The sequence below is a fragment of the Halonotius pteroides genome, assembly GCF_003605635.1.
In the GTDB taxonomy this organism is placed as follows: domain Archaea; phylum Halobacteriota; class Halobacteria; order Halobacteriales; family Haloferacaceae; genus Halonotius; species Halonotius pteroides.
In genome coordinates this window covers 25,514-47,395 of sequence record NZ_QMDW01000002.1, presented here as the reverse complement: position 1 = coordinate 47,395, position 21,882 = coordinate 25,514, and the positions used below count along the sequence as shown (strand labels likewise).

General features: G+C 58.2%; 24 protein-coding genes and 1 pseudogene. 3 read left to right on the top strand and 22 right to left on the bottom strand.

Going from position 1 to position 21,882, the window contains the following annotated elements:
• Positions 1-18: 18 nt before the first annotated feature.
• The 13 genes from flaJ to DP106_RS01610 form a co-directional block, all read right to left on the bottom strand.
• Positions 19-1,764, bottom strand: coding sequence for an archaellar assembly protein FlaJ (gene flaJ / locus DP106_RS01670; protein ID WP_120082879.1), 1,746 nt, complete (start codon positions 1,762-1,764; stop codon positions 19-21).
• Between the two features lie 6 nt (positions 1,765-1,770).
• Positions 1,771-3,447, bottom strand: a complete 1,677-nt coding sequence (locus DP106_RS01665) for a type II/IV secretion system ATPase subunit (protein WP_120082878.1) — start codon at positions 3,445-3,447, stop codon at positions 1,771-1,773.
• Positions 3,448-3,449: 2 nt separating this feature from the next.
• Positions 3,450-4,208, bottom strand: a complete 759-nt coding sequence (locus DP106_RS01660) for an ATPase domain-containing protein (protein WP_120082877.1) — start codon at positions 4,206-4,208, stop codon at positions 3,450-3,452.
• Between the two features lie 3 nt (positions 4,209-4,211).
• Positions 4,212-4,670: a flagellar protein G gene (locus DP106_RS01655; protein ID WP_120082875.1), complete on the bottom strand. Its 459-nt coding sequence runs from the start codon at positions 4,668-4,670 to the stop codon at positions 4,212-4,214.
• Between the two features lies 1 nt (position 4,671).
• A complete protein-coding gene (locus DP106_RS01650) occupies positions 4,672-5,091 on the bottom strand; it encodes a flagellin (protein ID WP_120082874.1) in 420 nt (139 codons plus the stop codon).
• A complete protein-coding gene (locus tag DP106_RS01645) occupies positions 5,081-7,159 on the bottom strand; it encodes a FlaD/FlaE family flagellar protein (protein ID WP_120082873.1) in 2,079 nt (692 codons plus the stop codon). Before DP106_RS01645 ends, DP106_RS01650 begins: the two co-directional genes overlap by 11 nt.
• Positions 7,160-7,263: 104 nt before the next feature.
• The gene (locus DP106_RS01640; protein WP_240625306.1) at positions 7,264-7,701 is read right to left on the bottom strand and encodes a chemotaxis protein CheD; all 438 of its coding nucleotides are present in this window, start codon (positions 7,699-7,701) and stop codon (positions 7,264-7,266) included.
• An 85-nt stretch (positions 7,702-7,786) separates the two neighbouring features.
• Positions 7,787-8,977 (bottom strand): chemotaxis protein CheC, encoded by a 1,191-nt coding sequence (locus tag DP106_RS01635; protein WP_120082870.1) that lies wholly within the window; start codon positions 8,975-8,977, stop codon positions 7,787-7,789.
• Position 8,978: 1 nt separating this feature from the next.
• On the bottom strand, positions 8,979-9,341 hold the full coding sequence (gene cheY / locus DP106_RS01630) for a chemotaxis protein CheY (RefSeq protein WP_120082869.1): 363 nt from the start codon (positions 9,339-9,341) through the stop codon (positions 8,979-8,981).
• Positions 9,342-9,469: 128 nt separating this feature from the next.
• Positions 9,470-10,201 (bottom strand): DUF7500 family protein, encoded by a 732-nt coding sequence (locus DP106_RS01625; protein ID WP_120082868.1) that lies wholly within the window; start codon positions 10,199-10,201, stop codon positions 9,470-9,472.
• A 121-nt stretch (positions 10,202-10,322) separates the two neighbouring features.
• The gene (locus tag DP106_RS01620; protein WP_120082866.1) at positions 10,323-10,784 is read right to left on the bottom strand and encodes a hypothetical protein; all 462 of its coding nucleotides are present in this window, start codon (positions 10,782-10,784) and stop codon (positions 10,323-10,325) included.
• Positions 10,785-10,961: 177 nt separating this feature from the next.
• Complete coding sequence (locus tag DP106_RS01615) at positions 10,962-11,555, bottom strand: archaellin/type IV pilin N-terminal domain-containing protein (protein ID WP_120082865.1); 594 nt, start codon at positions 11,553-11,555, stop codon at positions 10,962-10,964.
• Between the two features lie 331 nt (positions 11,556-11,886).
• Entirely contained in the window at positions 11,887-12,483 is a 597-nt protein-coding gene (locus tag DP106_RS01610; RefSeq protein WP_120082864.1) for an archaellin/type IV pilin N-terminal domain-containing protein, read from the bottom strand.
• Between the two features lie 181 nt (positions 12,484-12,664).
• On the opposite strand from DP106_RS01610, the gene DP106_RS01605 reads away from it, so the two are divergent.
• Complete coding sequence (locus tag DP106_RS01605; RefSeq protein WP_120082862.1) at positions 12,665-13,036, top strand: response regulator; 372 nt, start codon at positions 12,665-12,667, stop codon at positions 13,034-13,036.
• Between the two features lie 192 nt (positions 13,037-13,228).
• Here the strand turns inward: DP106_RS01605 and DP106_RS01600 are convergent, their stop codons facing one another.
• From DP106_RS01600 to DP106_RS01585, 4 genes and pseudogenes are all read right to left on the bottom strand, one after another.
• Positions 13,229-13,591, bottom strand: coding sequence for a hypothetical protein (locus DP106_RS01600; protein WP_120082861.1), 363 nt, complete (start codon positions 13,589-13,591; stop codon positions 13,229-13,231).
• Positions 13,592-13,646: 55 nt separating this feature from the next.
• Positions 13,647-14,507 carry an IS5 family transposase gene (locus DP106_RS01595; RefSeq protein ID WP_120082860.1) on the bottom strand — a complete coding sequence of 287 codons (861 nt, stop codon included), beginning with the start codon at positions 14,505-14,507 and terminating at the stop codon, positions 13,647-13,649.
• A gap of 80 nt (positions 14,508-14,587) precedes the next feature.
• Positions 14,588-14,692: pseudogene (locus DP106_RS16195) on the bottom strand (flagellin); the annotation flags it as partial.
• A 23-nt stretch (positions 14,693-14,715) separates the two neighbouring features.
• Positions 14,716-15,261 (bottom strand): hypothetical protein, encoded by a 546-nt coding sequence (locus tag DP106_RS01585; protein WP_449405080.1) that lies wholly within the window; start codon positions 15,259-15,261, stop codon positions 14,716-14,718.
• 447 nt (positions 15,262-15,708) lie between these two features.
• Here DP106_RS01585 and DP106_RS01580 point away from each other — a divergent pair, with 447 nt between their 5' ends.
• A complete protein-coding gene (locus DP106_RS01580) occupies positions 15,709-16,041 on the top strand; it encodes an ArsR/SmtB family transcription factor (RefSeq protein WP_120082856.1) in 333 nt (110 codons plus the stop codon).
• Between the two features lie 9 nt (positions 16,042-16,050).
• Here DP106_RS01580 and DP106_RS01575 read toward each other — a convergent pair whose 3' ends face one another.
• Positions 16,051-16,794 (bottom strand): RAD55 family ATPase, encoded by a 744-nt coding sequence (locus tag DP106_RS01575; protein ID WP_120082855.1) that lies wholly within the window; start codon positions 16,792-16,794, stop codon positions 16,051-16,053.
• A gap of 222 nt (positions 16,795-17,016) precedes the next feature.
• Here DP106_RS01575 and DP106_RS01570 point away from each other — a divergent pair, with 222 nt between their 5' ends.
• Positions 17,017-17,613, top strand: a complete 597-nt coding sequence (locus tag DP106_RS01570) for a HalX domain-containing protein (protein ID WP_120082854.1) — start codon at positions 17,017-17,019, stop codon at positions 17,611-17,613.
• A gap of 5 nt (positions 17,614-17,618) precedes the next feature.
• Here the strand turns inward: DP106_RS01570 and DP106_RS01565 are convergent, their stop codons facing one another.
• The 4 genes from DP106_RS01565 to hemC form a co-directional block, all read right to left on the bottom strand.
• Positions 17,619-19,118: a DHH family phosphoesterase gene (locus tag DP106_RS01565; RefSeq protein WP_120082852.1), complete on the bottom strand. Its 1,500-nt coding sequence runs from the start codon at positions 19,116-19,118 to the stop codon at positions 17,619-17,621.
• 62 nt (positions 19,119-19,180) lie between these two features.
• Positions 19,181-19,927, bottom strand: coding sequence for a uroporphyrinogen-III synthase (locus DP106_RS01560; protein WP_120082851.1), 747 nt, complete (start codon positions 19,925-19,927; stop codon positions 19,181-19,183).
• Entirely contained in the window at positions 19,924-20,718 is a 795-nt protein-coding gene (cobA, locus tag DP106_RS01555) for a uroporphyrinogen-III C-methyltransferase (protein WP_120082849.1), read from the bottom strand. The genes DP106_RS01560 and cobA overlap by 4 nt, the downstream gene beginning before the upstream one ends.
• Positions 20,711-21,874 carry a hydroxymethylbilane synthase gene (gene hemC / locus DP106_RS01550; protein ID WP_120082847.1) on the bottom strand — a complete coding sequence of 388 codons (1,164 nt, stop codon included), beginning with the start codon at positions 21,872-21,874 and terminating at the stop codon, positions 20,711-20,713. Before hemC ends, cobA begins: the two co-directional genes overlap by 8 nt.
• Positions 21,875-21,882 lie beyond the last annotated feature (8 nt).

Genomic DNA, 21,882 nt, shown 5'->3' with positions numbered 1-21,882 from the left:
GTCGGTCGGCCGATCAGCTCAGATCTGGATCTGCAGGAGGCTGCTGACGACCTGTCGGGTGAAGATTGCCACGCCCGCCCCGAGCCAGGTCAACAACACGAAGTGGACGTAGGCGGTTGCCTTGTTGCCGCCGTCGATCGTCCGAATCATCAGCGACGACAGCGCGGCGTTGAACAACACAACCAACAACAGCAGATACTCGATGACGGGAACGTTGTACGCCTGGGTGTAGATGAGCTGGCCAAACTCCGCTTGATCCAGCGTCAACGCCCCGGAGAACTCTCCGAGGATGTTGGCGACCTCAAGGCCGATGAAGAACGCAAAGACGGCCGCCGCCGAGATCCCATACAGCAGCCCGATCAGCGTCACCGTCTCTTGACGGCGTTGCTCGCGGAGCTGATTGATCGTGTTCATGTTCTGGCTAATGAGCTCACCAAGCACCTGTGGCGTCCCACCCATCTGGCGACCGACGAGATACATCTCGCTGTACTTCTGCATCAGATAGGATTTGGCCTCCAGTGAGAAATCCCCCCACGCGTTCTCCGGGCTGAGCCGCATACTGAGCCGTCGGTAGAGCCGGTTGATGACCGGCGTGAGCCCACCGAAGTCCTTCTGCCGAAGCGTTTTCAACACCTCGACGGTCGTCGCCTGTTGGGCGGTTTCGGCTGTCCCCAACGATCGAATAAAGTTCGGATACTGCTCGTCGCGCTCCTTGATCCGCTCTTCCTCCATTCGCATGACAATTCCCGTAATCAACAACGGCGTCACGGGGATCGAGACATACAGCGGCAGCGGGACGGTATCAAGGAAGAAGAGCACGCCGTCGATCCCGGGGCCGATGCCGAGAAAGCCAAGCCCCATAAAGAAGATGATCGACAGCGAGCCGAGGCTACCGATAAAGATCGCCGCCCACAGCTCCTTGTCCTCGACAAACCGCGGCTCCGGAAAGTACCACACCGGATCGTAGGGCGCGATGTTCCGGATGACGAAAAAGAACGCCACCTGGACAAGAAAGAACAACCCGATGACTGCCGAGACGGTCACCGTCGGGTTGACGCCCGTCAGGATCGGGAGAACGATCGCGAAGACGAGCCCGAAGGTCATCGAGAGGATCATCGAGATGTAGAGATCCTCCATTACCTCGAGGTTGGCCAGTTGGCCCTCGTAGATTGTCTCGTAGTTCTCGATGATAAAATCCTGCTCATCGAGCATGAACTCCTTGAGCTCCTCGCCGGCCTCAAGGGTAAATGCCAGCCGCTCGTAGAGATCCGACATCACATCGCTTGGCACCTCCTTGGCCCGCCGGCGACAGGCGTCATCGATACTCTGATTCCAGGTGTCGACAAGCCCGACAATCTGACCCAACTCGTCGGCGAGGGCTCCATACTCGTCTTCGGCCGCCAGCCGCCGAAACACCTCGACGCGATCAATATTTGTGGTTGACAACACCGTCAGATGTGTCATCGCCAGATGGAACTTATCCTCGATCTCGGTTCGCTTCTGGGTGATGTAGAGCTTTGGATACAACAGGCCAGTCACCCATACCAACAACCCAAGCAGGGGGATCGGGATCTTTGCGGTCACCGGGATCTGGAGTACGATCGCCGCCGCGATCGACAACAGAAACACGCTGAATGTCGGCAGAAAGATGAGCAGCATATACCGCCGCCGCGACATATCCAGCCGGCTGTAGGAGGCCAAGACATCGGAGACGAACGCCAACAGCGAGTTCAGCCGGTCGCCGGAGCCCTCTTGTGTCGCCATAAGCCACTACTTGATGTCCGGCGCCGCACTCATCGTGAACGGGAGCCCTTCGACGCCGTCTTGTTGGAACGATTCGATTGCATCGTTGACCTCGTGGTAGCCAAGAATCCCCTCTTGGATCATTCGGTCGACAACCTCTTTACGATGATTGAGTGTTTCATAAATCTGGCGGGTATCGGCGTAGCCAAGCAGGGGGGCGATCTGTTCCTCTAAGACGTAGGAGTTGTTCATCCCCTTGAACGTGTGTTCGTCCTCAACGGGATCCCACTCGAAGACCTGCCGGGTCACGACGCCGCCCATCTCCGAGGAGTAGCCCTCGATCTCCTGGACACTTGTGATACGTCGCAACACATCTTCGCCCTGTTTGACACGGTTTTGGAACAGCGCGACATCGGCGATCCCCATGAACGTCTCGGGGACATTGATCGGCTCGGAGGTAAACCGCTGGATCATGGTGACGATATCCGAGGCGTGGAACGTCAGCATGACCGGGTGGCCGGTCTGGGCGGCCTGGAACGCCATCCGCCCCTCGGCTCCACGAACCTCGCCGACGATGATGTAGTCAGGCCGCGACCGCAGGGCGGCCGCCACAAGGTCGAACATGTCGACCTCGGCGTCCTCGTCGCCCATCCCCTCACGGGTCAGCAGTTGCTGCCAGGTGTCGTGGGGTGGGATGACCTCGGCGGTATCCTCGGCGGTGTAAATCTTCGAATCCCGGGGAATAAACGAGAAGGAGGCGTTGAGTGTCGTCGTCTTTCCGGATGCTGTTTCGCCGACAACGAAGACCGTCTGTTCGTTTTCGAGGCAGATCCAGAGGTATGCCGCCATCATCGGCGACAGCGTCCCCCAGTTGGTGATCTGCATCATCGACAACGGCACCTCGGTACCTTGCCGGATCGTCAACGACGGCCCCTTTAGCGATACGTCGTCGGAGTAGATAATGTTGATACGGGAGCCATCGGGCATCGTCGAGTCGACGATCGGATTTGAGTCCGAGATCGGGTCGCCCATCCGCTCGCCCATGTTTTTCAGCCAGTTGTCGAACTCACTTGGGGTGCCGAAGTCGACCGTCGTCGGCAGCATCCCGAAGGTAGCATGATCGACGTGGGTCTCATGGGGGCCGATAACGTGAATATCCTCGTTTTGATCATCCCGCATAATCGGCTCCAGCGGCCCGAACCCGACGATATCGCGGTTGAGCCGGTAGCGGATGCTGTCGTAGGTGTTCTGGTCGACTTTCACCTTCCCGAAGTTCCAAAGCTGTTTGACCCGGTCGTAAAACGACATGTCACCGTCGGTGACGTAGGTCGTCTGATCGAGTAACTCCTCGATCAGGTCGTCGTAGCCGGCATCATCATCCGGTGACTCCTTGTGGCCGCTTGTCGACAGCAGCTTTCGTTTGACCTTCTGGAGGGTGACTGTCTCATCCTCCGATAGCGACGGCTCGATGGTGTAATACTTCGTCTTCTGGCCAAGGTCACCGTAGACGTGACAGTAGACCGCACCGCCGACCGGGTAGATGACGTTTGGTCGCCGGGTTTCGTAATCCTCGGGATCCTCAACCAACATCGGGAACTCGCCGGCGATCTGTTTGAACTTCTGGAGGTGTTCCCGCAGGTGGGGCCGCCGGTTGGCGACCTGTCTGAGCTCGTCTGATGGCGTTGGCGTCCCTTGATCGGTCATCGTTAGGCCACACTCCGGCTCTCGATGACGATCCCGGTGCCGGAGCGCACCGAGAACCCGATGCTGTCACCGACCTGTTCGCCCATCCCAGCAAACCGTTTCACCGAGATCGATCGCCGGGTTTCGCTGCCAACCTCTGCCATCTCTAGCTCAATAAAGACGTCGGCGATCGACCGGAACGGATCGATCGTATCGTCGTCGACTGTCGAGGGGTCGACGGTGATGATGATCAGCTTCCCCATCGAGATCATATCACGGAAATACGAGATGATCTCAAGGGCGGCTTGCCGTCCTTCGTCGTTGCGCACGAGGGATTCGAACTTGGGATCGTTACGGAGGATCGCATCGAAGGTGTCGATGATGATAACATCCGGCTCCCACATCGCCTCGGCGTCCATCAGCCGTTTGAGCAGTTCTTTCCGTTCTTTATCGTCGTTGCCACGCAGCGCGCCACCGCTGTCGAAGTCAGCACTCAAAAACAGGAGCTGTTCCTCCAACAGTTCGGAGGTGACATCGTAGGACAGCGAGTGCATTTGATCAATAAATCCGCTGACAGTCAGCTCCGTCGAGAGATAGGTTACCGTCGTGTTTTCCTGCGTAAACCCGTAGCTAAACCGCTGGCTCAGCGCGCTTTTCCCCGCCCCGTAGTCGCCCTCCATGAGAACGATACTGCCGGGTGGGAACCCGCCGCCGAGCTCGGCGTTCAACTGGTCATGGCCTTCGAGCCCGATCGACAGGATATCACGACGTGCTGTGCTCATTGGTCAGTTCCTAAACGCATATACTTCCTCATCGCTATTGATTGTTAGGAATAATCTGTTGTCACCGGACTGAACGAGACTGCTGTCGATCTCGATGGCCATCACATCGCCGGTGCGGGCCACCGTCTTCCCGCCGTTGGCGTCGGTGATGGTGAAATCACTGTTTGTCACGAACTGGCCATTCAGCACCATATCGACGGCGTCTGGACGTATGAAGATCGCCTGTGAGCCGGTGTTGCGGACGTGAACGGTCAGATTGCCGGTTGTCCCGTCGATGGTCGGGTTTGCGGGATCGCTCACGATATCGATGTCCGTCCGCACCTGTTGGCTGACATCGAGACTGCCGTCCTCAACCGCGTTGCTGACGCGTTCGACGCCGGTCGTGAGCGTCCCAGCGACGCCGGCGGCGACGACGAGGCTGGCGATGAAGATGATCAGGTGAGAGACTGAGACACTCGCCATGTTAGATCACCGCTGACGCACTCACACCATGCTCGGTGACAACCCGTACCTGACCGACACCGTTGAGGCCCGCATCCGGATCGAGCGTTAGCGTTTCACCCGGCAGCCAGAGGTCGGTGGCTGTGTTGCCACCCACATCAGTTGTGACAGTGCTCCGTGGTTGGTACTCGCCGTCAAGCAGCAGATCCGTCTCGTTGACCGGAAGTGCTGTCGAGCCGTTGTTGGTGACATCGACCTCCCCGCTCGCCGTCGAGTCGATCTGGATGTCGCTGTCGGCTTGATCGAGCGCGCGATCGGCTTGGTCGGCATCAGCCGCTTGCACGCGCTCGTAGCTGTTCGCCATTGCCGGGTAGAAGATGCCGAGGGCTAAAAACAGTGCGGCGAAGATGAGCGCGGTTGAGGCACTGACGCTAAAACCCATCGTCGGGAGTAAAGCTGTCCCAGCGGTCGATAATGACCGATGTGGCGGTGGTACCGTTGAGCTGCATAATGTATTTCAGACTATGGATATGGTGCTCACGCGTCAGATACTCTGTGCCTGGGCGGTCGATCTTGTTGCGATCGACGTTACCAAACCCGGAGAGGAACGATCGAAGGTGGTCGGCGACGGCGGGGTCGACCCACTCGATGCGCTCGTAGTAGTTGACCGCGCGCGCGGCGTCGGTGACGGTCGACTCATCAACAAGGAACTCCAGCCACTCCATGATCACAAGATCACCGAGGTAATCACTCGGCAGTGTCGTGAGGTAGGGCTTTTCACGGGCCGTCGAGAGGTGATCAGAGGTGACGTATTCGAAGTCACCCGCACCGCGCTCCCGGATCGGCGACAGCGGCCGTGAGCCGCCGGCCTCCTCGTTGCCGCCGCGTTGGCTCCGAGCTTGGCCACCAGCCTGCTGGCTGCCCGCCTGCTGTTGTTGTGCCCGTTGTTGGGTCTGTTGGCGACCGCCGGCTGGCTGGCCGTCGGCCTGTTGTTGTCCGGCATCCTGTTGGGCTCTTCCGGCAGGATCAGGGTCAGGTTCGGGCTCTGGCTCCGGTGTCCCGGCGGCGTCGGCGGGTTCGGGTTCCTCCTCGAAGCCGTCGTCAAAGCCGTCGCTGCCCTCATCAAAGGCATCCTCGCCGTCATCGAAGGCCTCGTCGTTCTCAAAGGCGTCGCTGCCCTCATCAAAGGCGTCTTCGCTGTCATCGAAGGCATCACCGCCGTCATCTAGGCCGTCATCTTCGTCGAAGCCCTCATCGAAGGCATCACCGCCGTCATCTAGGCCGTCATCTTCGTCGAAGCCCTCATCGAAGGCATCACCGCCGTCATCGAAGCCCTCATCGAACGAGTCGGACGGAGACTCATCCTCGATCTCGGCATCGAGATCATCCTCGCCGTCGTCGAGGTCGTCTTCGTCGGCCCATTCGGCATCCCCGGAGTCGTACTCGTTTTTCAGTTCGCTGAATGATTTTTCGCCGGACATATCTTGATCACTTGCATCATCTTCGAGGTCGTCACCAAAGTCATCTTCGCCGCCAAGGTCATCCTCGAACCCCTCAGCACCGTCTTCGAAGCTCTCAGCATCGCCGCCGTCGAGCTCGTCGGTGAACTCGTCGCCGCCGTCGAGGTCGTCGGCGAAGTCATCATCCTCGGCATCGAGATCGTCGGCGAACTCACCGTCGCCCATCTCATCTAAGCTCTCGTCCATGCCGCCGGCATCGTCGCCGCCGTCGTCTGCGGGTTCGATCTCTTCTTCGGTCAGCTCGTCGTCGAAGAAGCCGTCAGCGTCGGCGTCCATCACCGAGTCGTCGACATCCTCGGCCTCCTCCTCGTCATCGTCGAACAGGCCGAGGCCGCCACCGTCGCCGCCGCCACCGCCGAAGCCGCCGCCGGCACCGCCGCCACCACCGCCATCGTCGACGAAGGGGTTGATGCCGCGGGTCACCATCTCGTAGATGTCAAGCAGGTTGCGGACGTCCTCTTCGACCTCCTCGACGCGTTCGCTGATCTCGGTGTTTTCCTCGCGGATGGTTCCGACCGTTGAAGAGAGATCGGAAACCTCGGTCTCTAGCTCTTCGATCTGGTGAGCAAGCTCGTCGGTGTTGCCGCCGCCACCACCACCACCGCCGAAGTCGCCACCACCGCCACCACCGAAGTCATCGTCCATCCCGCCGAAGTCATCATCCATCCCGCCGTCACCGAAGCCGTCGTCCATCCCACCAAGGTCGTCATCCATGCCTCCGCCAAGGTCATCGTTCATACCCCCGCCAAGGTCATCGTTCATCCCCCCGCCGAGATCATCGTCCATACCCCCACCAAGGTCGCCGTCCATACCCCCGTCGCCGCCACCACCGCCAGCGTCCTCCTCGCCTTCGAGAATCCGGTCGATGATACTTGCCCCGACCAAGCCGATGGTTGCGGTCGTCACGACCCACGCCGAGAGATCGCCCCCAAGCTGGGCACCGATCTTTAGGGTGGGCACTGCGACGAGGAGTGCGATGCCGAGACCCATTGTAACGGTTTATGACTACCTATCCACTTGAAACCACCCATCCAACTCTCAACACTGATATCTAGCGTCAGACACATATCAGTGTTGATAGTTCCCGTCAGACGTTAGATCGTCTGCGTTGTGTTATCCGCTGCTGTCTGAATCGACACCGATTCGCTTGCCGGATCGAAGCGGATCGACCGGCCGTGGCTGCCGCCGACATCGGTGCCGGCAACGTCGATTCCGTACTGTTTGAAGCCCTGTTTCGCGGCGGCGATGTTACGACCGCCGATGCTGTCGCCATCCGAGGAAAACGACAGCATCTCGCTGCCACCGACAACCCAGCCCTCCAATCGTCGTTTGCTCGCCCCTGCCTCAACCATCTCCTCGATCAACAGCGGGAGCCCGGTGTCGACGAACTTCGCAGGGTTGCCATCGCGGCTCTCTTCTGCCGTTGGGAGCATCACGTGAATCAACCCCGAGACATCGTTGAACGAGTCTCGAAGGACGATTCCGAGACACGAGCCAACCCCGCTGGTCGACAGCACCGTCTCATCAGTCACTACAGCGTACTCCGCGATACCGACCTGCTTCAGTTGCGCGCTACTTCTGCGCTGCCGATCCCGTGTCACGAGCGCCTCCCGACGATTAGTCCTGTGCCGGCAGTGCCGACAGCGCCCGGGCTAGTTCTCGCTCGTTGGGCAGCGCGTAGATGTCACACTGCCCCTCGTTGCCATCGATCTCGATCGTTGAATCGATGACAAAAGCGTAATCCTGCTGTTGGCCGAGCTTGCCGACGACCGGGCTCATGATCGACTCGCCCATGTCGTGGACGAAGTTTGGCGGGGAGTGTTCGATGCTCGTCTGGAGCACGTTCGCCCAACCGTCGATAAAGCCGCTGGTCATGATGTTGCCGAGCTCTTTGATCGCGCCCTCGGTCATCGAGCCGATCTCATCCTCCGTCGAATCGCCGGGCATCATCGCGTTGGCGATCGTGATGGCGGATTTCTCGTCAAATAACACGACGAGATACCCGCTTGGCAGCCCTGTCAACTCGAAGACGACGCCGACAAACTGGTCGTTGCCGACCTGTTTTGGGACGCCAGATAGTGGGACAAACCGTAGCCGACTCACGTCGACGTTGGTGTCGAGGCCGGTCATCATGCCGATCTGGCCGGCGGCGTTGCCCGCCCCCTCCTTGGCCAACTCCTCGAAGGTGCTGAGTCGGTTGACCGGGATCTGGTTGCCCTGGTCGTTGCCCGACAACAGCTGGACAAACTGCCGATACTCCGGCAGCATGTACAGCGAGAAATCGAGATCAACATCCATCCCCGACAGCTTGCTCTCAAAGAGGAACACACCATGGTTTTTGGCGGCCTCGATGGCTTGATTCGGCAGGATGCGCGGCCCGTTGGCCTCGGTGTACCGCGGCGGCGTCATGTTGATCGCTGTATCGAGGTGGTTCGCCCAGCCATCGATGAAGCCGCCGATCATGATGTTGCCAAGCTCGGTCACGCTACTTTTCGCCAACGTACTCCCTTCCGAGGAGTAGTCGGTGTCGGTCGCATCCAACAGGAGTTCTTGGAGAATGAGTGCGCGCTCCCGTTCGAGCGCCAACACCGTTTCACCCTCCAACCCCCCCTGTAAGCCGAGCTCGACGCCGACAAACGAGCGCTCGGCGAACGTCTCCGCGAGAACGGACTCTGTAACGAGGCTTACGTCGGTAACAGCGACATCCATCTCGATACCTGCCAGTGTCGACAACGATTTGGCGGCCTGTTTGGCCCCTTCGGAGGCGAGATGGTTGAACTGCCCCAGCTCCCGGATATCGACTTTCATACTAGGCCGGGATGACGTCGTTGATCTCGTTGAGGACGTTTGGCTTCTGGAACGGTTTCGTAATGTATCCTGACGCGCCGGCCTTGATCGCCTGTTTCATCTTTTCCTCTTGGCCGACACTGGTACACATGATCACCTTCGCATCGGGATCATTGTTCGTGATCTCGTTTGTCGCCTCGATCCCACTGCGGATCGGCATGACGATATCCATCATGGCGATGTCGGGGTTCGCCTCCTCGTAGAGGTTGACCGCCTCGACACCGTTTTCAGCTTCCCCAACGATTTCGAAGTCGTCTTCGAGTATCTCTCGGAGCAGGTTCCGCATGAACTCCGAGTCGTCAGCGATCATCACACGCTTTGCCATATATCGAACATAGGACACCCGAGGTAATATAAACACTCCCCTATAGCTATCAGCCTTGAGAGGCGTGACGGCCTATCACCGGGTGGCTACCCGGGATATCCACGGATTGGCTGTCGGTAACACGCCGATCAGTGATCATCTGACGGTGGCACGGTGAACGACCCCTCCTCGCGGATGGCCGACAACAGATCGCCGATCGAATCCTCTGGTTGGAGCTCATATCGCTTGAGCATGGCGTAGACGCTCTGTACCGGGTACTCGACTTCGAGTGTGCTGCCGGCGAGGATGATCCCAAGTGTGGCTTCCGGATCCATCTCGTCGGTCGTCTGTGAGGCGTACCACCGCAACAACCCCTCTAAGGTTTCGGTGACATCGTCAGAGCTCATCCGCCCGCGCTTGACGCTGCCCTCGATGTTGACTGTCGCGTCGAACCCGTAGGCTGTCTCGGTTGCGGTGAGCGATTCAGCGAGAAACTGGCTGACAGTCTGTTGGGTCAACTCGACGGCTGGCGGCTCGGCTGTGTCCTCGTTTCCGTCGGCTGGTTGCTCTCCTTCGGTTGGGGTGTCACTGGAACCCCCACCACCGCTTCCGCGTGGCTCCTGCTTGGTATCCTCATCAGCATCTCCCTCACTCTCGTCGTCCGTGTCGTCCGATGTTTCATCGCTGGCAGGGAGTTGTGACTCGGTCGAACGTGGTCTGTCTTGGCGTCCGGGCTCCGGATCGACGGGTGTGTCGTCGGGTGACACAACATACCGACCCTCCGAGAGTGATTCGACTTTCGGATGATCGGTGATATCGAGCTCATCGGGCGCAAGGATCCCCTTTTCTTGTGGGTCGTCCTCAGGATCATCCGAACTCATAAGCGTAGCTTCTGTCGTTGCGATAAAGAGTGTTGTCCTCGGGTAGACGGGCGTTCCTACTGTAGAGGCCACACACTACAGTGACACACCAGCACTACCACTGCCAACCTACTGTGTGTGACTATGCGTTGAGCGTCTCAGCACCGGGGCCATACCACTGGTAATCCGATTCTGAAGGGCTCTCACTCGGCATAATGAGCGCGGCTTCAATATTGTCACTGAGGCTGCTGATCGTATACACACCGGGGATCGGGAGCAGAATCGCTCCGCCGGCACCTCCCGGTGGAATCCCGTTATATATCTGTGAGAGCGTCTCCTCAGGACTCTGGTCACGCAGGGCACTCACCTCTTGCGCTTGCGAATAGATGCGGGCATACACGCTTCGACTGACCTCTTCGTCGGTCGGATTTGTGATCTGCCCGGTAACCTGCCCTTCGCCGGCGTTGGTTTCGATCCCAATGCGAGCGATCTCCGGCTCTGTTGGGCCCTCCTCCTCACTCCCCCCGCCGAGCAAGCCGCTACAGCCAGCTAGCCCAACCGACATCGCTGTGCCACCGGCCATCAAGAGTCGCCGTCTGTCCATACGGCGTCCAACTAGTACAACAGTAATAATTGTTGCCTTGGATCATCGGCTCTCTCAGCGATTTTGATCCACTTACTCTGTACACGAATAACGACTGTTGTCTTGGACCACACACAACGCATCAGAGGTATCGATCGTGTAGAAACTTCACACAAATATAAAAAGAAAGTAAATCAGCTAGCTCAGGATATAACTTGCATCTTGATTGATATTACGCGGTGCTTGGAACTCCTTGAATGACTGCCCACCGGCAGGTGACTGCACGACAAGTTTCGTACGCTCTGACTCATTGAGTGGTGATATTGCGTCTGTATCGGTGAGATCGATAGTAGCAATGATCACATCCTTCTGTTCAGTCAGAATGTATTCGTCACTAGTCTGATCATCGAACCCCTGTTTCTGATCGTATGAGACAGGTGAACTGCTGCTATCTTCATTCCCGTTGATAACACCAGCTTCACCGCGTGGGCTTGAGATGGTGTAGGATGCACGACTCATATTGATCGGGTCGGATCCGGATGCGAGTCGCATCGACACATTAAGCTCGTCAATGGTCGATTTGCTATTATTATCAGATCCAACAACCTCACTGATGGTGACAAGATCACTCACCTCAGCGGTTGTCTCTTCACCAGTTTGTTGTGCCTGTGCTTGTAGGAGGCCTGCGGTGTTGATCAGAACACCAGCCGCAATCGCTGCGACCAGCACCATCGCGATGAACACGATGAGGGTTCCAATCCCCACCTGACCTCGGTCGTCTGTGTTGAACATGGTTTGGTACGCCTGAGCCCGTATTGGGCCAGACGGTATTTGATATGTGACAATCGGTGGTAATAAGACTGGTTGTCAAATTATCTGAATTGATAACAGTGTAGTTAGAACGGAATCTCTTCTGCACTGAGGTGAACCACGCAGTTGACTACCGCATCTCACAAACGCGCCGCTATATTTATGAGCAAACGTTTCGGAATAATGCATAAAAAGCAACAGATAACTGTCTAAGGGAGGCACAAAAACTCATGCAGCACTCGACAGGGGCCGCCAACCCAGTTGCAGCAAGGCGTTTTACTCTACACGTAGTAGTCGATAGACTCACCCACTGTTAGAGAATGTAGGACTCACCCCCGTTGATCTGCCGTGGTGCTGTGACTGATACATACGTATTCCCACCTGCAGGAGCTTGTACGATAATCTGGAGCTCTCCGTCGCTCTCAAGTGGTTCGAGACCACCCTTATCTAAGCTCATTTGGACAATTACAAAATCCTGCTGCTCCGAAAGGATCATATCACCGCTACCAGGTCTTTCTTCGCCTTTGACTGTCCCCTGTTTTCCTACGAGTTTAGTTACCACAGCACTACTCTGTGGATCGCCGTTTACCACCGTTGCATTGCCGTTTGTAGACACCGTGTACGATGCCTTGGTAATATTGATCGGATCGGAGCCTGATGCGAGACGGACAGTCAGATTGATATTTTTGATCTTATCATTACCACTAGGAGCCTCACCAACAATCTCGCCGACCTGAATAAGATTACTGACCTCGGCGGTCGTCTCTTCGCCTGTCTGTTGTGCCTGTGCTTGCAGGAGGCCAGCGGTATTGATAAGTACACCCGCAGCTATCGCTGCGACAAGCACCATCGCGATAAACACGATAAGTGTACCTATCCCTACCTGGCCGCGGCGTTCTGTGCTGAACATGGTTTTGACCCCGCCTGAACCCACGGAGGGTTAGACGTTACAGTCCTGTTACTGTTCCTGAATAATAAATATACCGGTGAGAGAGAAGTGCGACAGATTCCTCATTCTAACCTACCGGTATGCGGTATCATAACTGACACATCCAGAAGTATTATTCGACAGCATAGATACTTAACGTATAATGACCCTGAATGTCTTAGTAGTAGATGATTCGTCATTTCAACGCAGTATGATCTGTGAAACACTTGCGAGCTGGGTTGATGTTATCGGGACTGCTGAGAACGGAATTGAAGCAGTAGAACAGTACGAATCACATAAACCAGATCTCGTTACAATGGATATCATGATGCCGGAAATGAACGGGATCAAGGCGTTACGAGTTATCAAAGAAATATCTCCAAACGCCACGATAGTAATGCTAACGAGTGTTTCACAAAAAGAGAAGATGAGAAAAGCAGCCCGCCACGGAGCTGATGGGTATATTACGAAACCGTTTGACTCCCAGGAGCTAATAGATGAGATAGACGACGCACACGAGGTTGGTGTAAAGTAACGAGTGTGGTTGACCGACCTTGACACTGGTGTGGGGTTTTATCTCTCTCACGGAGGGCTACTAGAGGGGTCGACTCACCACCCCATATCATTGGAGTAAGTTCGCTGGCTATCGCGCAAGGACATGAAAACAGATCGCAGCTAGATTAAGAAACGAACCGCGTTTAGAAAGGCCCAGTGGGAGGAACAAGGGTTATGAGAGGATGTAAGATCCATCAGCATCGATCCGTCCAGGCGCTCTTAATGTGGCGAATGTGCTTCCGCCTGCCGGAGCTTGCACGATGAATGTAATCTCATCACCGTCTTCAATGGTACTGATTCCATCTATTCCATTAGCGTTATTATCGGTTGTGCTGACGAGGGTAAATTCAACAAGCATTAAATCCTGCTGGTTTGACAGGATCAACGGTTTTTTATCGAGTCCCTGCAACTGATGGAATTCTACTGGCCCATCAGTGTCATTTTTACCGTTAATTACTCTCGCAGTTCCATCAGTTTCGATCGTATAGGATGCTTTACTGAGATTTATCGGATCAGCACCAGCCGCCAGCCGCATTGAGACGTTTATACTATCAACTCTTGTTGATCCATTCGTATCAAACCGGCCGTGTTTAATCGCCTGAAGGGATTGGAATCTCCTGTTCTGCGGCCTTCTTGATGTTATAAACTGCACACATCAGCGCGAGTTCACGGAATTCTCGATACCAGATCCGCGCTCGCAGGGCAACGCCCAGCGAGCGCTTGACCGATGAAAAGACACTCTCTGACATGGAGCGTTGGTGGTAGAGATCGTCGTCAATTCGGGCGTCGTGGGCGTGATCGTATGGCTTGTTGATGCAGTGCTTGATCAGTGGCCGTACGCCGAGGTCGTCTCGGAGGTATTCGCGTAACCACGTGCAGTCGTAGCCTTTGTCGGCGGTAAGAGCCTGCAACTCGCCCGCGTGCTTGCGGGCGAGTTGCTTGCAGATGTCGGCATCACTCCCCTCTCTGGTGGTTGTGCAGTGCAAATCGAGGATAACGTTCGTCTCTGTATCAACGAGTTTCGTCGCTTTGAGATCTTGTACGTCGTACTTTGTATTATTGCAGTACGAGCGGCTCGCAGGCGAGCGCTCGAAGTATGTCGCATCGATCGCTCCAATTGGGCCGGTGTTGTGCAGCTGTGCTGATTGTTCCAAGAGCGTCCGGCAGACCTCCATCTCGATTCTATCGAATGCGAGACATAACGTCGAATGATCAGGGAGATCGGCCGGTTCAAGGCCGATCTCCCGACATATTTGCTGCATCTCCGTCAGCAGGTCAATCGTCATCCGGTATGTCGTGTTGAGGTAAATCCGGAGACAGTGGAGGGATATCATCGCTGCATCAGTGAACCCGCCGCCCCGTTCCGGGGCGGCAGGTTCGTTCCAATCATCGGCAACTCTTTTGACTGCGAAGGTAACTCGTTCAGTGAAGCGAGAGATTAGCGTGGGCACATTACGCAGTCTCTCGCTTCAACGCCGTTATTCTGGTGACCTAACCCGACGCAGTCTAGTGATTAAACACGGCCATCAAACCCGACTGCTTCGCCGACTGCAACCCGATCACTAACCTGTGATGTCGTCTCTTCTCCAGTGGACTGTGCTTGCGCTTGTAGAAGGCCAGCAGTGTTGATAAGCACCACAGTTGAGGGGAACAAACAGTTTATGATAGAATGTATGAATCTCCCTTATTTATACGCCTTGGAGCGCGGAGCTGCGAGAAGGTGCTACCACCTGCCGGAGCTTGTGCAATGACAGTCATATCGTCACCAGATTCAAGCACATATTTGTCGGGATTGCCCTCCTTGCCACCCAGGGCCCCAAGATCAATAGAAACAATCATTATATCTTGTTGATCTGCTATTATCGTTGGGCTTGATTGCCCACCGTTGAATCCCTGGAGCTGAGTGAGGTTAACGACGGAACCCGCTGAGGCGTTATTTCCACTTATTACGGTTGCATTTCCTGATGTTTCAATTGTATAGCTAGCCTGGCTCACATTTATTGGATCTGCACCTGCCGCGAGGCCGACGCTCAAATTGACTCTGGTAATATTTTGATTACCTTCAGTGAGACCAACGACCTGCGTAACTGCCAAGCGATCACTAACCTGTGCCGTCGTTTCTTCACCTGTGGACTGTGCTTGCGCCTGTAGGAGGCCAGCAGTGTTGATGAGCACCCCAGCAGCGATAGCTGCCACTAAAACCATCGCGATGAACACGATGAGGGTACCGATCCCCACTTGACCCCGGCTTGCTGTGCTGAACATGGTGTGTTCCCCCAACTGGATACCGACCGCACTCCAGTCTGATGTCAATATGTTATGGATATATTGTCTTAAATCTAACGCCGCGTTGTTTCACGGCACTCCAACCACAGCCTCTATAGACGCCGGCTCTCCGCCGAGATCATGTCTCTTCGGCTCTCAACTGCTCTGTCATTCCTGCGGCTCACTGCGTGACGTGCTATTACACGCTGATCGACACGCTACCAACACGCCGCCTTCCCTCTCACCCATTGCCGTCGACAAACTAATCAACGACGCCTTGACCGATGCTCGGATACTTCGATATTAGTGTTGATACTTGCGGCTGCGTAAACGAAGCAAACCCCCCACCGATACGCTTTTTGCCCAGTCGTTGGTAGCTATCACAGAATGGCATCGGAGGAGCTTATCGAGGTGCTTGGCAACAAGTACAACACGGATATCCTGTCGGCGACGACGGAGCCGAAGTCAGCTCAAGACCTCAGCGACGAACTCGACGTGCCGATCGCCACCTGTTATCGGCGGATCGATGAACTCACCGACGCCGATCTGCTGACGTTGCACGACCGGCCGTTGTCGGATGAACACCGCCGGATCAAGGTTTATCGCCGAAACGTTGACAAAGTTGAGGTCAGCTTCGAGGGCGGTGTCTCCATCGATATCGCCGAACGCTCGGCGGTCAAAAACAAACTTGACGATGTCTGGCGGACGATGTCAAACTGACGGGGGGTGTCAGAATGATGGCCCATCGCCGCCGGGGCCAGATTCCCCAGCCATCATCGAGAAGCCGCTGGCTTTCTCGTAAACGGTGATCCCCCCGTCGCTGATCTCCATCGGGAAAATGTCGGTGTTGATATCCTGTTTTCGCATCTTGGCGACCCAGATGTACCGATTCACCCCGGAGTCGGTCGGCGTCTGGATGAAGTAGATGTTGCCGTCGGTGAGGAAGTTCTCAAGGCCGACCTCGGTGTCCGGGAACACCGCGCCCTGCTCGTTGATCAACAACGAGGTCAGCCCGTGTTGTTTGAGGATATCTGAGAACTTCAGCAGATAGGTTCGCTTCTCGCGTTCGTCCTCGAAAAACAGCTGGAACATGGTCAGCGAATCCAAGACGAGCCGATCGTACTCCGATTCGGTAAACACCTCCAGCAGTCGATCCATCGTTTCGGTGAAGTTGCCGTCTTGGAGCATCTCACGCTTGTCGTAGATCTTGATCTCATCGTCGTCGACAAGCTCACCGAAGCGATCGAAGCCGATCGACTCGGCGGCCATCCTGATATCCGCCGCGTTTTCCTCAAAGGAGATGTAGATCCCGCGTTCGCCATGATCGATAACCCCCGAATACAGATAGTTAATCCCGAAGAGACTCTTTCCCGTCCCGGGGTTCCCACTGACGAGGACGGTCGCGTTGTTGACGATCCCACCGCCGAGAATCGAATCAAGGCCGTCGACGCCGGTCTGCACTGTCTCTGGCATGCAGGGTCGTATGACCGCCCCGTAAATGAGCCCACCGGCTCCGGCGGGCTGTGGCCCCCGCATGCATAGCTTTATTTCTCTCAAACGTGCATTGTTATCCAAGGCCGTCCGACGGCCGTCTGACACGGATTTATGCTGCGTCATGACCCCAATAACACATATGCGGGTGGCTAGCGTCCGACCGGTCGAACACACCGGGTTACAATCGCGGGTGGGCCGTCGATGAGCGACGAGACTATTCTTGTCGTTGAGGACGATCCGACCGTTACCCATCTCTACAACAAGTTCCTCGAACCGGAGTACACCGTCGTCACGACGACGACCGCTGCGGAAGCGATCGATGTGCTTCACGGCGAGGCCGCTCCGGACGGCGAGGAACTCCCGGACTCGATCGATGCCGTCCTCTTGGATCGGCGACTCCCGGACGACCCCGGAGAAGTCGTGCTTGACGTGATCGAAGCGGAGGAGATGGAGTGCCGTGTGGCGATGGTCACCGGTGTTGAGCCCGACTTCGATATCATCGATATGGGCTTCGATCTCTATATCCTCAAACCCGTCACACGGGATGAACTGATGGAGGCCGTCGACACACTCTTCACCCGGTCGGAGTACGGCGACCTGCTACAGGAGGCGGCGTCGATGGCCTCGAAGCGCGCGCTGCTCGAATCGCAGAAATCCGATTCCGAACTTGACGCCAGCGACGAGTACGACGAGCTACTCGATCGCCTCGAAGCCCTCGATGACGAGCTACTTGATCTCGCCGACACGCTATCAGCCGATGACTACCGCGTGATGTTCCGAGATATCGGCGGTCAGTAAGTTCCTTACGACGACAGTTGTTCACCAACAAGCTCGTCAGCAACAGCGACGAACGCTGACTGTTTGCCGGCTGGGATCGTCGCCCCGGCTGCCACGTCATGACCGCCGCCGTCGCCGTCGACCGCGCGGGCGGCATCTCGCATCACCACTGAGAGATCCAGCCCCTTGGCGGTGAGTGTGTGGTTCCCGCGTGCGGAGACCTTGATCTCCTCGGTGGATTTCTCGGCGAACCCGATGATCGGCAGCTCCCGGCGGATCCCTGATTCGCCGATGGCCATGCCGGCGATGATGCCGAGGATCGTCGCCCGGATCTCGTTGCCGGCGTCGAACCACTGGACGTTGTCCTCGGTGGTGACGCCCTCGCTTGTCACCCAGTCGACGCCCTGTGAGAGGTTTTTGCGGTGGGTTCGAAGCAGGGTTCGGGCCTGCTCGAAGGCAGCCGCGCGGTCGCCGAGACAGACCGCCAACCCGACATCCGCGCGCTCGTAGCGGGCAGTCGCGTTCAACAGTGTTGAGAACTCACTGGCATCCCGCAGGACGGTGCCGGGCTCCTCGTGAACGAGCTGGTAGCTCGTCCCGACGAGATTGTCGATCCGATCGGCCGGGACGCCGCTGGCAACCGCGCGTTGAATCAACTCGCTGAGCAGCGTCTGCCGTTCCGTATCGGTCAGATCGACCCAACACCGCCAGCCGTCGTCGGTTTCGAGCTCTAAGTCGAGATCGGTGAGAAAGTCGATCGCGCCCGCAGTATCGTTTGAGATCCCCGGGATCCGGGCTTCGGTCGCATACTCCAGTAGCTTCGGCAGCGGACGGGTTTGCTTGCCGTAGAGGGTGATATCGGTGCCGGCCTCGACGACACCGGCGGCGACCCCCTCCTCGACGATCGCCTCATTGGCGCCGGTGAGGCCGTCGACGCCGGCCTGTCGGTCGCCGACCGCGCCGACGACGGCGAGGCCCGCGAGATCGCGGTTGTCTCGGGCCGGCTCATCGGTCGCTGCCGCGTCGGCGGTCACGCCGCCGTCTGTCGCCGAGCGGGTCGCGTCGTCTGTTGCCGACTTGGTCGTTCCTAACGCGCGTGCGAGGACATACGTTGCACCAGCTCCCGAGAGTTCGGTCGCGCCGTCGAGCCCATACAGCAGCGGATTGAGATGGTACTCGGTGGTTGTGTCGGCCGGCTGGTGGTGGTCGGCGATCACCGGGGTAAACTCGCCGGCGGCTTCGTGGTCGGCGATGATATCGAGCTGGCCGCTACCAAAATCGGTGAACAACGCGGTATCGTGATCGGTTGCGGCGATCCCAGCGATCTCCTCGTCGCCGAGCTGCTTGGCAAAGACAGTCTCAAACCGAATCCCTGCACGTTCGAGTGCGGTCGCCGCGATGGTAGCACTTGTCAGCCCGTCGGCGTCGATATGTGAGGCCAGTATCACGCTGTCGGCCGTCAACAACCGCTCGGCGCAGGCGGCGGCTGGCTCGGCAAGTTCGGGAACCGGGAGACTCGAAGCCATCGACTGTGGGTTGTGCGGTATCGGATATAAGCCTCCGGCTCTCGTCCGCCGTCGGGATCCGATCACTCCGTGTAGCTTGGTGCTGCGGCTTCAACAACCCGGGTTGCCAACGCGTCAAAGGTTGCCTCCTCGGGGACGATGTCGACATCGATCCCGTGATCGACGGCGGTTGCCCGGGTCGGCTCGCCGATCGCGCCGACAACGGCCCCATCAAGCTCGTTGATGACAGTATCCCGCAGCCCGCGGTCGGCGGCCGCATCGAGGAAGTGTTCGACCGTCAACGAGGAGGTGAACGCGACCGCCGCAAGCTCGCCGTTGGCCGCCAACTCGGTGCTGTCGCCGGCATCGGCCGGGCGAACCAAGCGATAGAGAACGGTTTCACTCACGTCGGCCCCAGCGTCGGCGAGACCGTCCAGCAACACCTGACTACCGTGGTTGCTGCGGGCGACGTTGACGTGGCTATCGGCAACCTCCTCAGCCAGCAACTCGACGAGGCCGGCAGAACTGTACGTCTCGGGTTCGCGGTCGACCGTCCAGCCAGCCCCGGCTGCGGCGGCGGTCGTTCCAGAGCCGATACTGACAAGGGTTGTGTCACCGGGGTGCCAGCCCGCCTCGGCGGCGAGTTCAATCCCGGTTTTGCTCGTGAAAACAACGTAGTCAGCGTCCGATTGCGGCACCGCATCGGTCGGCTCAACTTCGAGCATCGGATCGGCGATCGGTGTCGCCCCCAGCGAATCGAGAAGCTCGACGGCGTCGGTCAACCGGTCGTCGTCAGGTCGGAAGACGGCCACGCGCACCTCGCTGCTCATGGCTCCCCCCCGCCCTGGTGGGGCTCGTCGTCGCTTCGATTCAACAGAAAGTCCACAACGGCCTCTCGGGTCGCTGCCACGTCGCCGATAACCGTGATCGCCGGCGGTTCGATCCCCACCTCGTCGCGGACCTCGACAATCGAATCGAGCGTGCCGGTGGCGACGGTCATCTCCGCCCAGGTCGCCCGTTCGACGAGCGCGACCGGTGTTTTCGGAGCCACCCCAGCGTCTCGCAGCGCCTGTGTGTACAGCGGGAGTTTTCCAACCCCCATCAACACAACGAGCGTCCCGCCGGTGTCGGCCAGTGCCTCCCAGTCGACGGCCGATTCGTCTTTCGTTGGATCCTCGTGGCCGGTGACAAAGGAGACGCTTGAGACGTGATCCCGGTGGGTCAGCGGAATCCCGGCGACACCAGGGGCGGCGGTCGCGGAGGTGATCCCGGGAACGACCTCAAAGGGGATATCGTTGGCAGCGAGATGTTCCATCTCCTCGCCGCCGCGACCGAACACAAAGGGGTCGCCGCCTTTCAGCCGGATGACTGTCTGCCCGGCCTCGGCGAGTTCGACGAGCCGGCGGTTGGTGTACTCCTGTGGTGTCCACTCACCGTCGGCACGTTTGCCCACATCCTCACGCTTGTCTTCGGGGATCTCTTCGAGGATCTCCGGGCCAGGGAGTTTGTCGTGGAGGACGACATCCGCTGTCGACAGCAAGCGTTTGGCCTTCACTGTCAGTAGCTCCGGATCGCCCGGGCCACTCCCGATAAGATAGACCGTCGCCGGGGCGTCAGCCATTGTCCTCCCGAGTCCCTGTCGCGTTTGCGGTCGCCGCGGTTTCGGCGGCCTCGATGAGCTCGGCGGCACCACGTCCCCGGAGGTCGGCGGCGAAGTCGGCGGCGGCCGCGGCGTGATCGGTGACCGGCAGATCGCGGGTCGCCTCCACGGTCTCCTCGCCGTCGGGGCCACGCACCTGCGCGCGTGTGTGAACATATTCGCCCTGTACGATCGCGCTCACGCCGATCGGTGCGATACAGCCCCCGCCGAGTTCAGCCAGCACCGTCCGCTCGACTGTTGTTTCGATCCGGCTGCGAGGGTGATCGACGACCTCTCGAAGCTGGTTGACGACGTCGTCATCGACGGCGGTCACCGCGATCGCGCCTTGGCCAGGCGCGGGGACGAACTGCTCTCTGGGCAGTCGGTGGGTTGGGACAGTCTCAAGCAGGTCGCTGCGCTGCAGACCGGCTTCCGCAAGGACGATCGCATCCATCTCGGTGTCGACCGTCCGGCCCATCGCGTCGCGTTCGAGCTCGCTGCGATCGTTGAACCACTCCTCGGGTGAGCGGTCGTAGTCCGCATCATTATCGGTGTCGCTGTCAGCGTTGTCGTTGTCGACCGCGGCCGCGTCGCCGACGATCTCGTCGAGTTTGCCGACCGCTTCGAGTCGCGCCTGGTGTTCCCGCTGCAGCGACGGTGCGAGCAGCTTTTCGAGGCGGGTGTCGACGTTGCCGCGGAGGGCGACGATCTCCAGATCCGGGCGGGCGGCCAGCAGTTGGGCCTTCCGGCGGAGTGAGCTTGTGCCGACGACCGCGCCCTCCGGGAGGTCGTCAATATCGCCGCCATCGGGTGTGACGAGTACATCGCCGGACGGCGCGCGTTCGGGGACGGCGGCGACGACAAGCTCGGCTGGCATCTCGGTCGGCATGTCCTTCAGGGAGTGGACAGCCGCATCGAGATCACCGTTGAGAACTTTCTCGTCGAGCGCACGGACGAACGCGCCGGTCTTCCCGAGACGGTGGATCAGCTCATCGCGGATCTGGTCGCCCCGGGTGTCGACCTCGGTGAGCGTCACCTCCCGGCGACGGGAGTCGAGCGTGGATTTGACCGTCGTCGCCTGCCGGCGGGCGAGTTCTGAGCCCCGCGTTGCGAGTCTGACGGTCGTGGTTGCTGACATACAGCTTT

What these genes read in the sequence shown, in the direction of transcription:
- flaJ (WP_120082879.1), bottom strand. Translation starts at nt 1,764, where the DNA reads ATGGCGACACAAGAGGGCTCCGGCGACCGGCTGAACTCGCTGTTGGCG.
- DP106_RS01665 (WP_120082878.1), bottom strand. Translation starts at nt 3,447, where the DNA reads ATGACCGATCAAGGGACGCCAACGCCATCAGACGAGCTCAGACAGGTC.
- DP106_RS01660 (WP_120082877.1), bottom strand. Translation starts at nt 4,208, where the DNA reads ATGAGCACAGCACGTCGTGATATCCTGTCGATCGGGCTCGAAGGCCAT.
- DP106_RS01655 (WP_120082875.1), bottom strand. Translation starts at nt 4,670, where the DNA reads ATGGCGAGTGTCTCAGTCTCTCACCTGATCATCTTCATCGCCAGCCTC.
- DP106_RS01650 (WP_120082874.1), bottom strand. Translation starts at nt 5,091, where the DNA reads ATGGGTTTTAGCGTCAGTGCCTCAACCGCGCTCATCTTCGCCGCACTG.
- DP106_RS01645 (WP_120082873.1), bottom strand. Translation starts at nt 7,159, where the DNA reads ATGGGTCTCGGCATCGCACTCCTCGTCGCAGTGCCCACCCTAAAGATC.
- DP106_RS01635 (WP_120082870.1), bottom strand. Translation starts at nt 8,977, where the DNA reads ATGAAAGTCGATATCCGGGAGCTGGGGCAGTTCAACCATCTCGCCTCC.
- cheY (WP_120082869.1), bottom strand. Translation starts at nt 9,341, where the DNA reads ATGGCAAAGCGTGTGATGATCGCTGACGACTCGGAGTTCATGCGGAAC.
- DP106_RS01625 (WP_120082868.1), bottom strand. Translation starts at nt 10,201, where the DNA reads ATGAGTTCGGATGATCCTGAGGACGACCCACAAGAAAAGGGGATCCTT.
- DP106_RS01620 (WP_120082866.1), bottom strand. Translation starts at nt 10,784, where the DNA reads ATGGACAGACGGCGACTCTTGATGGCCGGTGGCACAGCGATGTCGGTT.
- DP106_RS01615 (WP_120082865.1), bottom strand. Translation starts at nt 11,555, where the DNA reads ATGTTCAACACAGACGACCGAGGTCAGGTGGGGATTGGAACCCTCATC.
- DP106_RS01610 (WP_120082864.1), bottom strand. Translation starts at nt 12,483, where the DNA reads ATGTTCAGCACAGAACGCCGCGGCCAGGTAGGGATAGGTACACTTATC.
- DP106_RS01605 (WP_120082862.1), top strand. Translation starts at nt 12,665, where the DNA reads ATGACCCTGAATGTCTTAGTAGTAGATGATTCGTCATTTCAACGCAGT.
- DP106_RS01600 (WP_120082861.1), bottom strand. Translation starts at nt 13,591, where the DNA reads ATGCGGCTGGCGGCTGGTGCTGATCCGATAAATCTCAGTAAAGCATCC.
- DP106_RS01585 (WP_449405080.1), bottom strand. Translation starts at nt 15,261, where the DNA reads ATGGTTTTAGTGGCAGCTATCGCTGCTGGGGTGCTCATCAACACTGCT.
- DP106_RS01580 (WP_120082856.1), top strand. Translation starts at nt 15,709, where the DNA reads ATGGCATCGGAGGAGCTTATCGAGGTGCTTGGCAACAAGTACAACACG.
- DP106_RS01575 (WP_120082855.1), bottom strand. Translation starts at nt 16,794, where the DNA reads ATGCCAGAGACAGTGCAGACCGGCGTCGACGGCCTTGATTCGATTCTC.
- DP106_RS01570 (WP_120082854.1), top strand. Translation starts at nt 17,017, where the DNA reads ATGAGCGACGAGACTATTCTTGTCGTTGAGGACGATCCGACCGTTACC.
- DP106_RS01565 (WP_120082852.1), bottom strand. Translation starts at nt 19,118, where the DNA reads ATGGCTTCGAGTCTCCCGGTTCCCGAACTTGCCGAGCCAGCCGCCGCC.
- DP106_RS01560 (WP_120082851.1), bottom strand. Translation starts at nt 19,927, where the DNA reads ATGAGCAGCGAGGTGCGCGTGGCCGTCTTCCGACCTGACGACGACCGG.
- cobA (WP_120082849.1), bottom strand. Translation starts at nt 20,718, where the DNA reads ATGGCTGACGCCCCGGCGACGGTCTATCTTATCGGGAGTGGCCCGGGC.
- hemC (WP_120082847.1), bottom strand. Translation starts at nt 21,874, where the DNA reads ATGTCAGCAACCACGACCGTCAGACTCGCAACGCGGGGCTCAGAACTC.